The sequence below is a fragment of the Exiguobacterium sp. N5 genome, from assembly GCF_025842465.1.
GTDB lineage: Bacteria > Bacillota > Bacilli > Exiguobacteriales > Exiguobacteriaceae > Exiguobacterium > Exiguobacterium profundum.
On record NZ_JAPAEP010000002.1, the window covers coordinates 145314 to 158132 of the forward strand.

The following is a 12819-nucleotide window of genomic DNA, read 5'->3' on the forward strand; positions in this document are numbered from 1 at the left end:
CATCTTCCTTTCCATCTCAATCGGAATAGACGCCAAAGAATTCAGGGACGTAATTCCATTTATCGTCTTGCGAAGGCTTTTTCCCTTCGATCATGTTCATTTGGACGCGTTGACGACGGAGTTGCATCATCTCGTCATGGTCGATGAAGCGAATCGCATCCGACGGACAAACCGACGCACACATCGGCGCGATATCATGTTTGGAGCGGTCGTAACACATGTCGCACTTATACATCTTATTCTTCTCAAAGTCGAACTTCGGAATCCCGAACGGACAAGCGAACGTACAGTTCCGGCAGCCGATACATTTTTCTTCTGAAGCCGATAACACGACGCCCTCTGGCGTGATTTGAATCGCATTCGCCGGACATACTTGAGCACAAGCCGGATTTTTACACTGCATACAGATCATCGGGAACGTCTGACGGTTCTCCGAGAAATCGATATAATCCACATAGTTGCGCTCGAGCCCCTCGTGGTCCCCGCATTCGCGGCAAGCTGCCTGACAGGCCCGACAGCCGATACAACGTTCAAACTCTAAATACATGACCTTATTCATTTCGTATGAACCTCCTCATCCATGACGTGACAGCTCGTCGCAATCGCATGGTCCGCCATGAACGGCACGCTTGATCCGAGCGGGACCGTCAACGGATTAATGTGTAACGGGGTGTTGGCCGGTAACTTTTTCATTTGTACCGCACATACCTTGAACTCCGGCATGCGTGACATCGGATCGAGACACGGGTTCGTCAATTGATTGATGGCAAGCTCCTTGCCCCAATGATAAGGGACGAAGACCGTATCTTTTCGAATCGCCTTCGTCAAACGTGCTTCGACGACAATCGACCCGCGACGTGTGCGAAGCTCGACTTTGTCGCCCGTTTGAAGGCCATAACTTGATGCTAACTCCGGATGGATCTCCACGAACGGCAGTTTTGACATCGTGCTCAAGAAGTCGACACGGCGCGTCTGATTGCCCGATAAGTAATGGAAGACGACCCGACCTGTCGTGAGCGTGACCGGATATTCTTCATTCGCATATTCACCGGCCGGCCGATATGTGACGACAGGCAAATTTGCTTTTCCATTCGCCGTTCCAAACCGTTCTTTGAACATCGTCGGTGTGCCGGGATGATCTTCGGACGGACATGGCCAAAAGACACCATACTCGTCGTCGATTCGTTCCCATGTGATCCCAGAGTAGTCAGCCGCTCCACCTTTCGTCGCGATGCGGAACTCTTCCCAGATGTCACGCGCCGTCTCATACGGGAAGTACTGTCCGCGTCCCATCCGCTCAGCGATCCGCTTCATGATTTCCCAGTCTGGAAGCGAATCCCCGAGCGGTTCGCGCACTTTCCGGATCCGAATGACTCGTCCTTCTAAGTTTGTCGTCGTCCCTTCGTCTTCGGCCCACGAACAAGCCGGTAAGACGACATCAGCGAACTCACAAGATTCCGACATGAAGAAGTCACTAACGACGAAGAAATCGAGTTTGTTGAAACTGTCCCACACGTACGGAAGGTTCGGTGCCGAAACGGCTGGGTTCGAACACATGAGGTGCATCGCCCGAATCGTTCCCGCTTGAATCTCATCGAACATTTCGAACGCGGACACACCTGGTTTTGGCATCTCGGAAGGATCGATGCCCCAAACCCCGCTCACATATTCAATGGCTTTCGGATCAGTTAATTTTCGGTAGCCTGGTAACAGGTCTGCTTTTTGTCCATGTTCTCGTCCACCCTGCCCGTTCCCTTGCCCCGTCATCGTGGCGACGCCCGAAGCAAACTTCCCAATCATGCCTCGTAAGAGCGCCATCGACGTATAGAGCGAGACATTGTCGACGCCTTTTGACTGTTGTTCGACGCCGCGAGCGAACAACATGACCGAACGTGGGCTCTTCCCATAAATATGACCGGCCTTCTCGAGTTTTTCGATGGCGACACCGGTCACCTCACTCGTCCGTTCGAGCGTCCAGTCTCGGACCGACGCTTTCAACTCTTCATAGTTATCGCAACGCTCATCCACGTACGCTTGATCAACATAATCGTGTTCGACTAAAAAGTTGAGCAGTCCCATCGCAAGCGCCGCATCCGTCCCTGGCTTCAAATCGAGATGGACATCGGCGACGCGCGCCATCGGAATTTCACGCGGGTCGGCGACGATGATTTTCGCGCCTTTGTCTTTCGCCTTCCAAATATGTTGCGTCGTCGTCGGATGACATTCGGCGATATTCGAACCGGCGACAAAGAATGTGTCGACGTGCTCGAACTCCGTCCACGGAAGCGTCGCTCCGCGGTCAATCCCAAGTGTCTTTAAGAAACCGCCGGCAGCTGACGACATGCAGAAGCGACCGTTGTAATCGATGAACCGTGTGCCGAGTGCGACCCGCGCATACTTCCCGACGAGGTAACATTTTTCATTCGTCATCGAGACGCCGCCGAAGACGGACACCGCATCTTTCCCATGCTCTCGTTGAATGCGTTTAAAGTTTGCTTCGATCACGTCGAGTGCTTCTTCCCATGTCGCTTTCTCAAACTTGCCGTTCCGTTTGATGAGCGGAGTCATGATGCGGTCCGGATGTTCGATCGTTTGATAGGCCGTGACGCCTTTCGGACAAAGTTTTCCTTTGTTGACCGGGAAATCGTAGCGTGGTTCAACGCCTTTGACGGCCCCGGTTTTCTCATCGACCCGGATATGCATGCCGCACTGCATGCCACAGTAACAGCAATGGGTTGTAATCAATTTTTCGCCTGGTTTGATTAAGTTCTGTACTTCTGGCGACGTTAAAAAGTCACTCATCGTCTTCCCCTCCATAGAACGTTACCGCTCTTCGTTTTGAAAATCCACTGACGTGATAGCCGTTAATCGTTTGAAGCGGATAATGCATCCCGTCACTTCCAGGCCGTCCGAGCGCCGAATCGAGCCGGGCCCGACGACGACAGCCGTGACAGAGGTCTTGGACCGTGTGCGCCGCATCGACTTTTACGAGTTGGTCCGACCCTTCGAGCAATTGTTTCACTTGTTCAATCTCTTCAAGCGTGCCGGTCGGTTCGCCGCACTTAACGCACAGGTGTCTCATCTTTTGCCTCACCTTTCGTCTCCTTCGGTCGGCCGAATCCTGGCATCGACATGCCTGTGTTCGTATCGACCGGGTGTGTCGGTAACTGTCCGTTCATCAAGTTCAATTGCATCTTCACACGCATCGAACGTCGACACGGTTGGCAGTAATCGGAGAGCTGGGTCCCGTCACTGAGCCCGAGCTGGATCGTCTGTGCTTGCAAAATCGCTTGGACGTCCTCGACTTGATTGTCCGTCGCATAACGTGTCCCGCACCCGGCGCAGACACGGGTCTCATCCGCTTCGACTTCCCGGTAGTTCATCGGGACGCTGGCCGCCATCGGTCGGACCGGCAAGTGGAACAGTTTACCGAACGGGAAGTAACATAAAAAGATGATGACGGTCAATTGATGGAACAAGGCGAGCTCGTGATGGATGAAGCCTCCGAAGAACACGTACGAAACGGTCAACAACAATCCCGAGACAGTGACGATGAGCAACATGAGGAGCGGTAAAATATCAAATTCGAACCGCTGGGTCACTTTCACGTCCTGGTCGTTGATTCGGCGATAGAGTGCCATGAGCACGCCGACGAGCAACATGAGCGCGGTGATGTTCAACCCGTTATAGACGAGCTCCGCGAACAACCCGTGCGCAGCCATCTTGATGGTCGGGATGTTAAAGACGACAATCTGATACGTCTCGATATCAATCAAATCAAACCGCATCCATTGGAACGTCAGCCCGAATGTGATGGCGAACGACCCGAGACATCCCCAGGCAATCAACATATGTTGGGTCCAGCGGTACCAACCACGTTCCCAGATGAACTTCTGTAAGACGATGTTATTGACAGTTGTCGTGGCGACGGCTTTACCGGCCCGTTTCTTTTCTGCCTTCATTTGTTTGAGGCTCCGCTTCAATACTTGTGAGGTGGCCGGCCGTGCAAAAAATAACGTCAAGCGGACGACCATCCCAATCATGCAAATGACGGCGGCGATATAGTAGCCGAACAGCGCCATGTCTACGTGCTCAAATCCTGCCGAGGCGATCCATGTCGAGAGCACCAAGACGGTGAATCCTACGAACGACCACTTTGCGGCGGTCGAATAAAAATAACGATCGGACATATGTGTTCCCCCTTCTCTTTCCGAGCGACTTCATAGTTTCATCATAAAGATGACATCTCGACTTAACTGTTACTTTTTTCACAGATAAGCGATTCGAGACGTGACAGAATAATGAACGAAGGAGGCGTTCCCTTATGAAATCATCGCTTAAAATCATGTTATTCCTCACCATCGCGGCCATGCTCGTCGTCTTTTCCATCGGTTTCGTCTTCGCCAATCGAGCGACGACCGAACCAGATGTCGAGGGGTATGTGATTGAAATAAATGAATCTGACCGCACCGCACTCGTCATCAGCGGAATTACCGCAGAAGAGGCCACGCTCTCTCCTGACACCTTGTTCGCACAAAGTGAACCGGAAGACGTAAGCTGGTTCAAGTTTCAAGTGAAAGCCACGTTCGAGCAAATCACTGTCGGAGACCACGTCCACATTTGGAAAAAGACCGGTCCGAGTATCTTAAATACTCCGAACCGGTCTTATGTGAAAAAAATCGACGTGATCGACTAATATGAACGCTTGCCATAACGTTCACTCAGCCAGAGGACTAAAAACGCCAAACCAACCAACCATCCGCTCCAGACGAGCGCCTGGGTCATATCTCCGTTGATTGTCGCCATATAAATCGCTGTGGCGAGCGTCATCGTCTCGCCCGGGATATTTCCGGCAATCATCATCGTGATCCCAAACTCGCCGATTGACCGTGCGAAACCAAGGACAAACCCACTCGTCAACGCAGGTAACAGCAGCGGAATCGTCACGTAGGTGAACAGTTGGCGCTCTGACCCACCGAGCACGCGTCCGGCCTCATACCATTCCGCATCGAGTTGTTTAAGACCGAGACGAATCGTTTGGTAGATGAGCGGAAACGCGGCCAAGGCGGATGCGATGATGTTCGCCTGTTTCGTGAACAAGATCGTAATCGGTAACAATCCGCCGATCCCGTTGTTCCCGAGGACAATCAAGGCGTATAGTCCGATGACTGTCGGCGGCAAGATGAGCGGCAGTAAAAACACCGTCTCGAGCAGCCGCTTTCCTTTGAATTGACGGTGATGCATGAAATAAGCCGCTCCGAAGGCGAGGACGAAGGCGCTCACCGTCGCCATCATCCCGACTTCGAATGTGAGTTGAAGTGGATGTTGCGTCATTTAGAAAATCCTTTCGCTAAAAAGTGAGCTTGGATATCATCGTCAAACAAACGCGCGTACACATCGTGTACGTATGGGTTGTGCGTCAACCGGACCGCCGGATACGCGATCGTACCTGTCGCTTCAAACGGGACCGACTGAAGCGACTCGACGTCCGTCGTCAGTTCCGTCTTATAGACGAATCCCGCATTGGCATCGCCTTGTTCGATGAGCGTCAATACTTGTCTTACATTCTGGGCGAACATGATTCGCGGTTCCACTTCTTCCCACACGCCTTCCACTTCTAGCGCCGCTTTCGCGTAGCGACCGGCCGGGACATTGACCGGGTCACCGATGACGATCCGAGCACATGCGTTTAAGTCGTACCATGTCTCCGCGCACGGTTTCCCTTTCGGTGTCACGAGCCACAGCTCGTTATACAAGAACGCATCCCGCTCTAGAATCGGGATTTGTAGTCGGTCGACATCATCAACGCTCGCGGCTAAAAAGATATCTGCCGGAGACCCGTGATCGATTTGTGCTCGCAAGGCGCCGCTCCCGTTCGTCACGACTCGAACATCGATCCCATCGAACTCTGCTTCAAGTTGTCGCTCGACCGCTTCTAAAGCCGGTCCTAAGCTTGCCGCCGCCAAAATGGTCACGGTGTCCTCCGAATCTGAACTCGACCAGACTTGACTTAGTAATAAGGCGACCGTCACCCCTACGATGACTTCACTCACCCGTTTCATGATTAATCACTCCTTTGCCTCCCCTTTATCGTAGCGCTTGATTTGCCTCCCATCTGTATCAAACGTCACAAAAAGACACCTCTACGTAAGTAGGGGTGTGCCACTGCTTAAGCGAACGCGCGCGCCCGCGGGAATAAAATGTTGTTTTCGAGATGAATGTGTTCAAACGTATCCGATTCGAGCGCTTCTAACCGTTGATAGACAAGACGATACGTCCCACACGCTCCTTCAGGCGGCGTATAGTCATTTGTGATGTGACGCAACTCTTTTAAAATGTCCCCGGCTGCTGCATGTTCTGACTCGAGCGAGGCCAAGATGTCATCAAGCTCCCGTCTCGTTTCAGCTGTCGGTGCGGTCTCGTGACGAAGCAGCGTCGGGAAGTCTTCTGTCTCTTCTTTGACGATATGTTGTTCAAGTTCCACTTTCAATTGATTGAACAGTTGATGAATGCGTCCGAGGTGCAGATGATTTTGTCCGTGGACCCGGAACACTTTTGTCACATATGGTGTGAGCTGTGGCAATTCGTCCGTCAAAAATTGGTGATGCTTATAAATGATGTGCTCAATCAATTCCGAAGAAGAAGCGGCATCCCAATCGATGCTCTTCTCGTTCATCTCTTGCTTGCGTTGATAGAGCGCATTAACTTCTTCTAAAATGTCTTCCGTCGACCGTTTCGATTTGTCAGTCGCTTCAGCGAGTGGTCGGTTGCCGCCACAACAAAAATCGATTCGGTTCCGTTTGAAAATGTCTGCCGCTTGCGGGCATTGTTTGACGATTTCAGATACGTGCGTATCGCCCGTGAATGTCTGTGTCATCTGTCATAACCTCCATATTCATTTTGACATGTTCAGCGTAGCAAGAGTTCGACAACAAAAATGTGAAATACGTCACATTTAAGTGAACAGGATGCAGGTGTTCCAAATTTGGACACAAAAAACCCCTCTTGTCGAGGGGCATCGCTCAATGCAACGGTGTTTCAAACTGTTCAGTCTCGGTCGAACCTGCGAGCGCTGTCGTTGATGATTGTCCACCTGAGATGACGAGCGAGACTTCATCGAAGTAACCCGTTCCGACTTCACGCTGATGACGTGTCGCCGTGTAACCATGTACTTCAGCCGCAAATTCTGCTTGCTGTAACTCCGAGTACGCCGCCATGCCACGATCTTTGTAACCGCGTGCGAGCTCAAACATGCCGAAGTTGAGCGCGTGGAATCCAGCGAGTGTAACGAACTGGAACTTGTATCCCATTGCGCCGATTTCTTGTTGGAACGTGGCGATCTCTTCGTCTGACAGCTTCTTCTTCCAGTTGAACGATGGCGAGCAGTTGTAAGCGAGAAGTTTGCCTGGATACTTCGCATGAATCGCTTCGGCAAATTGACGTGCCTCTGCCAAATCTGGTTCGGACGTCTCACACCAGACGAGGTCTGCATACGGTGCATAAGCGAGACCACGAGCGATTGCTTGCTCGATACCTGCTTCCGTACGATAGAAGCCTTCCGGCGTACGCTCTCCAATGATGAACGGATGATCGATTGGGTCGATGTCGCTCGTGATCAAGTTCGCCGCGTGCGCATCTGTCCGCGCTACGATGATTGTCGGGACACCCATGACGTCTGCCGCGAGTCGAGCCGAAATCAAGTTTTTCACAGCCGTCTGCGTCGGGAGTAATACCTTCCCACCGAGGTGACCACATTTCTTCTCAGACGAGAGCTGGTCCTCGAGATGAACACCGGCAGCCCCCGCTTCAATCATCGCCTTCGTCAATTCGAATACGTTGAGCACCCCACCAAAACCGGCTTCCATATCCGCGACAATCGGTGCGAACCAATGCGTGTCGCCTTTCCCTTCTGCCGTTTGAATTTGGTCAGCACGTTGAAGCGCTTGGTTGATTCGTTTGACGACACTTGGCACCGAGTTGGCCGGATATAGACTCTGGTCCGGATACATGTGACCTGACAAGTTCGCATCCGCCGCTACTTGCCAACCACTCAAATAGATGGCTTCGAGTCCTGCTTTTACTTGCTGAATCGCCTGGTTCCCTGTCAACGCACCGAGTGCATGGACGTAGTCACGCTCGTGCATCAATTGCCATAAGCGTTCCGCTCCTTTTGTCGCGAGTGTCTGTTCAATCACGATGGATCCTCGTAATTTCATGACGTCTTCTACAGAGTATGGACGTTCTACCCCTTCAAATCGTTCTGACTTCCAGCTGTTCACCAATTCTTCGCGTTGTTTCATCGATAACCCCTCCTGTATTATATTAACTTCAATAAATTTAATTTGTTATATAACAGATGATGCAAAACAAATGGTTTAGTCAAGGTAAGCACAACACTCCAATGCTGCCTTGAACGTCGAATGCTCCATCCCGCAGCAACGGCAAACATTTTCTTCGTCCCGATCTTCCGGCTTGCGGAAAACGACAACTTCATCGATCGGCTCTTTCATGATTTGGAGCGACCCATCTGTCCGGTCCAAGACGAGACGCATCAAGTCGTTGCCGTATACGAATGCCGTATTCGCCAAAGATGCTGTCGATTCTCCAGATACGATGCGGCGGACGACCCAACGTTCAATCAACTGTTCGCTTTCCATTTTTTTCGTTGTCATGATGAGGTTCCTCCTTTAAGGTTTAACTCCACAGTTTGACGTTTCATAAATTCACGGCGGCGACGATGCAAGATTGGCTCCGTGTACCCGTTTGGTTGTTTCAACCCATGAAACACGAGTTCGTGGGCGGCTTGATAGGCGATTGACTGATTAACGTTCGGCGTCATCGGTCGATAATTCGGGTCTGACTCGTTTTGCTCATCGACGACTCGTGCCATCCGATAAAGGGTGACCTCGACTTGTTCTGCTGAACAGATGCCGTGATGCAACCAGTTGGCCACGTGTTGACTCGAAATACGGAGTGTCGCCCGGTCTTCCATCAGTCCGATATGGTGAATATCCGGCACTTTCGAACAACCGACACCTTGTTCGACCCAACGGACGACATACCCGAGCAATCCTTGCAAGTTGTTCTCAAGCTCTTCTTTAATCTCTTCTTGCGAATAGATGCGCGTCGCGAGCGGGATATCGAGGAGTTGTTGTCTCTCATGTTTCGAATGAGGTTGCTTGATCAATTCTCGCTGTACATCAAAAGCATCGAGTTGATGATAGTGCATCGCATGGAGCGTCGCCGCGGTCGGTGAAGGCACCCATGCCGTCGTTGCCCCGGAGCGTACATGTGCCCTTTTTTCACGCATCATGTCCTGCATCCGGTCAGGCATCGCCCACATCCCTTTTCCGATTTGTGCTTGATGATGGAACCCACTCTCGAGACCGGTTGATACATTCAACCGTTCATATGCAGCGAGCCAAGGTGACGTCTTCATTTCCCCCTTCCGACGCATTGGTCCGAGCGTCATCGAGGAATGAATCTCATCTCCCGTGCGGTCGAGGAAGCCCGTGTTGATGAAGACGACTCGCTCTTTTACTTGCGCGATACAATTTTTCAAGTTGAGCGACGTTCGTCTCTCTTCATCCATGACGCCGACTTTTAACGTATAGCGAGGAAGGTCCAGTAAATCTTCTACGGCGTCAAACAGGTCATTGGTGAATGCCACTTCTTCAGAGCCGTGCATTTTCGGCTTGACGATGTAAATCGATCCTTCCCGAGAGTTGAGACGACGATGAAGATGGCGACTTGCGATCAATGAAGTAAAGATGGCATCCACGATTCCTTCTGGTACCTCGCGACCTTCTGCATCAAGAATCAAGTCCGTCGTCATCAAGTGTCCAACGTTCCGAATGAATAAGAGCGCGCGTCCTGGGAGGGTGACTTCCGCTCCATCTTTTCCAAGCAAACATTTATCTTCGTTTAAGCGCCGAGAGAGTCGCTTCCCATTCTTTTGGAACGAGGCTTCAAGCGTCCCATCCATTAGACCGAGCCAATTACGATACAGATGAACTTTGTCTTCCGCGCAAACGGCTGTGACCGAGTCTTCACAATCCACGATTGCGGATAGGGCTGATTCGAGCTCGATGTCCATCAGTCCAGCAGGATCAATCTTTCCGATCGGATGCTCGCGGTCGAATTGAAGTTCAACGTGTAAGGCATGGTGCCTTAGCATCAACGTCTTCAACTCGTTCGGTTCCCCGGTGTAACCGACGAAAGAATCATCTGCGAACGAATGCTCGTCGTCCCCGATTACCGCATAAGCGACATCGTCACGAACGACGTATCGTGTCACTTCCTTGTGCGACCCTGATGGTAGCGGAAACGTGTCATCCAGAAACTGTTTCGCTAACCGAATGACCTCATTACCGCGAACGGGATTATATGCTCTCCCCTTTTCCATACCGTCTGTCTCGTCAATCATGTCCGTCCCATAAAGAGCGTCGTAGAGACTTCCCCATCTGGCGTTGGCGGCATTGAGTGCATATCTGGCATTGTCTAACGGTACGACGAGTTGCGGTCCCGCTTGATGAGCGATTTCGCGATCGACATTCAACACGTCGATATTAAAATCTTCGACGACCGGTTCGATATAGCCGATCGACGTTAAAAATGTCTCGTATTCGATTGGATCGACTTCGTCTTGCCTACTGTACCATTCCTGTAACAATCGCTCGAATGTCTTGCGCTGCTCCAGAAGTGTCTGATTCACTGGAATGAAACGCTCTAGAAGCGATTCGACCCCTTCCCAAAAATCATTGATTTCATGAGGTTCAAGAACGTTTTTATTCACAAATTCGAGCAGTTTCTCATGAATATGATACTTATCTAGTCGTTCATAGTGTTCCAAGCGTTCACATCCTCCTTTAATCATTGTTATATATCAGTTTGTTATAATATAGACTATTATATAACAGTTTGACAACCTATTTTTTAAAACTTTTTATTTGAAATATCGTCAGGATGGGTTTACTATACATTGTGTGACCCATCAATGATTGAGTCATCAATGATTTGAGGAGGCGATGTGCATGCGAGATTCTTGCTCGCTTCGTGATCAAATTCTCTATCACATCATCACTGTACAAAAAGAATTAGGGCAATTATTCGACTCTGAAATGGACGGGCTCAGCTTGAGTCGCTACGACATTTTGAGCAACTTGTATCACGTCGGTCCATTGCGGCAACGTGAATTGCAACAGCGCGTCGATGTCGACCATGCCGCCATCACCCGACACTTGAAACAGTTAGAGACACAAGGACTCATCACGCGGAGACGCTGTGAACAAGACAACCGTGTCATCTATGTTGAGTTGACAGACGATGGTCGTGAACAAATTGCACATTGGACTGAGCAAAAAGAGTGCTTAACGGACCGACTTTTTGTCAACATGAAGGTAGAGGATCAACAACAGTTACTAGCATCACTCACGATGTTACAAGATACTATTGACCATGAAAGGAAGACTACAATATGAACACTGCTACACAAAAAGACTTTATGGAGATTGTCAAAGGACGCCGCTCGATTCGTGTATACGATGAGAACGTCAAAATCTCAAAAGAAGAAATGACACAAATTCTTGAAGAAGCGACAACAGCTCCTTCATCCCTTAACTTACAGCCATGGCGCTTCGTCGTCATCGATAGCGCAGAAGGAAAAGAAACACTCCTTCCACTCGCAAGCTTCAACAGACGCCAAGTGGAAACATCTTCAGCTGTCATCGCCCTCTTCGCCGACTATCAAATGGCAGATTACACAGAAGAGATTTTCGATACAGCGGTAGTGCGCGGTATGATGCCGTCTGAAGTCCGCGACCGTCAAGTCGACATGATCAAAGGCATCTTCAAAGATGCACCGAAAGAAATGATCAAGGACAGCATCATGCTCGATTCAGGTCTCGTTGCGATGCAACTCATGCTCGTCGCACGTGCACACGGATATGACACAAACCCAATCGGCGGATACGACAAAGCGAACATCGCTGAAGCGTTCGGCCTCGACAAAGAACGTTACCTTCCAGTCATGCTTCTCTCAATCGGGAAAGCAGCAGAAGAAGGGTATCCATCAGTCCGCTTCCCAGTCGACCGCATCACAGACTGGAAATAATTCAAAAAGGTCAATCGATGAGGCGATTGACCTTTTTTTCATCCAATATATTTGACGACTTCGTTAAAGTCACGACGTGTTTTCGGTGCAAAGTCGCGCGCTCGATACCCAAATGCGACCATGACTGAAAGTGACCATTCCCCACGTTCCATCACACCTTCTGAGATTAACAACTCATCAATCTCCTCTTGATTGAACCCTTCAATCGGGCATGAATCAATTTCGATTTGTGCGGCAGCAGTCATCATGTTTCCGAGTGGGATATATGTCTGACGCTTGATCCATTCCTGGAAGACACGCTCATCGTCTAAGAGACGGTAGTCGTTCTCCTGGAACTCTTGCACTCGTTTCACGCGCTGTGCGTACTCTTCTTCCGTCCGGCCCTGTACACCCGTCACGATGTGACGAATATAGTCTGCATCGTAACGCATGGCTTTCGGTGTTCTTGCGAGGATCAACACAAAGTGACTGGCAGTCAGGGCCTGACCTTGCGCTCCCCATGCATGATCTTTAATCTTTTGGAGTAAATCTTCCCGACGCACCACGACGAATTGCCATGGCTCGAATCCGAACGAACTCGGCGAAAGACGTCCCGTCTCTAAAATGAACTCCATGTCCTCTTCTTTGATTTTACGATCCGCATCGAACGCTTTCGTCGCTTGACGCCAACGATACGCTTCTAAAATGTCTTTCTTTTTCATCGTGCT

The 12819-nt window shown here is 50.5% G+C and carries 14 protein-coding genes; 3 read left to right on the forward strand and 11 right to left on the reverse strand.

Annotation, left to right across the window (positions count from 1 at the left end):
• Positions 1-16 precede the first annotated feature (16 nt).
• Genes OKS35_RS11615 through OKS35_RS11630 form a run of 4 tightly spaced genes read right to left on the reverse strand, consistent with a single transcriptional unit; the run spans position 17 to position 4190 of the window.
• The gene (locus OKS35_RS11615; RefSeq protein WP_015880388.1) at positions 17-559 is read right to left on the reverse strand and encodes a 4Fe-4S dicluster domain-containing protein; all 543 of its coding nucleotides are present in this window, start codon (positions 557-559) and stop codon (positions 17-19) included.
• Positions 556-2802, reverse strand: a complete 2247-nt coding sequence (locus OKS35_RS11620) for a molybdopterin oxidoreductase family protein (RefSeq protein WP_015880387.1) — start codon at positions 2800-2802, stop codon at positions 556-558. Before OKS35_RS11620 ends, OKS35_RS11615 begins: the two co-directional genes overlap by 4 nt.
• Positions 2795-3082 (reverse strand): hypothetical protein, encoded by a 288-nt coding sequence (locus tag OKS35_RS11625; protein ID WP_264093123.1) that lies wholly within the window; start codon positions 3080-3082, stop codon positions 2795-2797. The genes OKS35_RS11620 and OKS35_RS11625 overlap by 8 nt, the downstream gene beginning before the upstream one ends.
• Positions 3063-4190, reverse strand: a complete 1128-nt coding sequence (locus OKS35_RS11630) for an MFS transporter (RefSeq protein WP_015880386.1) — start codon at positions 4188-4190, stop codon at positions 3063-3065. The genes OKS35_RS11625 and OKS35_RS11630 overlap by 20 nt, the downstream gene beginning before the upstream one ends.
• Positions 4191-4324: 134 nt before the next feature.
• Here OKS35_RS11630 and OKS35_RS11635 point away from each other — a divergent pair, with 134 nt between their 5' ends.
• Entirely contained in the window at positions 4325-4696 is a 372-nt protein-coding gene (locus tag OKS35_RS11635) for a DUF3221 domain-containing protein (RefSeq protein WP_034780581.1), read from the forward strand.
• On the opposite strand, the gene modB is transcribed toward OKS35_RS11635, so the two are convergent.
• From modB to OKS35_RS11665, 6 genes are all read right to left on the reverse strand, one after another.
• Positions 4693-5334, reverse strand: coding sequence for a molybdate ABC transporter permease subunit (modB, locus tag OKS35_RS11640; protein ID WP_214784372.1), 642 nt, complete (start codon positions 5332-5334; stop codon positions 4693-4695). The genes OKS35_RS11635 and modB overlap by 4 nt on opposite strands.
• Positions 5331-6062 carry a molybdate ABC transporter substrate-binding protein gene (gene modA, locus OKS35_RS11645; protein WP_015880383.1) on the reverse strand — a complete coding sequence of 244 codons (732 nt, stop codon included), beginning with the start codon at positions 6060-6062 and terminating at the stop codon, positions 5331-5333. The genes modB and modA overlap by 4 nt, the downstream gene beginning before the upstream one ends.
• Before the next feature lie 107 nt (positions 6063-6169).
• Entirely contained in the window at positions 6170-6877 is a 708-nt protein-coding gene (gene ric / locus OKS35_RS11650) for an iron-sulfur cluster repair di-iron protein (protein ID WP_047795800.1), read from the reverse strand.
• A 145-nt stretch (positions 6878-7022) separates the two neighbouring features.
• The gene (gene aceA / locus OKS35_RS11655) at positions 7023-8300 is read right to left on the reverse strand and encodes an isocitrate lyase (RefSeq protein WP_264093124.1); all 1278 of its coding nucleotides are present in this window, start codon (positions 8298-8300) and stop codon (positions 7023-7025) included.
• Positions 8301-8375: 75 nt separating this feature from the next.
• A complete protein-coding gene (locus OKS35_RS11660) occupies positions 8376-8672 on the reverse strand; it encodes a hypothetical protein (RefSeq protein WP_031424308.1) in 297 nt (98 codons plus the stop codon).
• Positions 8669-10852, reverse strand: coding sequence for a malate synthase G (locus OKS35_RS11665; protein ID WP_264093125.1), 2184 nt, complete (start codon positions 10850-10852; stop codon positions 8669-8671). Before OKS35_RS11665 ends, OKS35_RS11660 begins: the two co-directional genes overlap by 4 nt.
• A gap of 181 nt (positions 10853-11033) precedes the next feature.
• Between OKS35_RS11665 and OKS35_RS11670 the strand changes: the two genes are divergently transcribed.
• Together OKS35_RS11670 and OKS35_RS11675 are read left to right on the forward strand one after the other, a co-directional pair.
• Entirely contained in the window at positions 11034-11480 is a 447-nt protein-coding gene (locus tag OKS35_RS11670) for a MarR family winged helix-turn-helix transcriptional regulator (RefSeq protein ID WP_078146066.1), read from the forward strand.
• Positions 11477-12112 (forward strand): nitroreductase family protein, encoded by a 636-nt coding sequence (locus OKS35_RS11675; protein ID WP_264093126.1) that lies wholly within the window; start codon positions 11477-11479, stop codon positions 12110-12112. Before OKS35_RS11670 ends, OKS35_RS11675 begins: the two co-directional genes overlap by 4 nt.
• A gap of 38 nt (positions 12113-12150) precedes the next feature.
• Here the strand turns inward: OKS35_RS11675 and OKS35_RS11680 are convergent, their stop codons facing one another.
• Positions 12151-12813, reverse strand: a complete 663-nt coding sequence (locus OKS35_RS11680) for an NAD(P)H-dependent oxidoreductase (RefSeq protein WP_015880376.1) — start codon at positions 12811-12813, stop codon at positions 12151-12153.
• Positions 12814-12819: the final 6 nt, after the last annotated feature.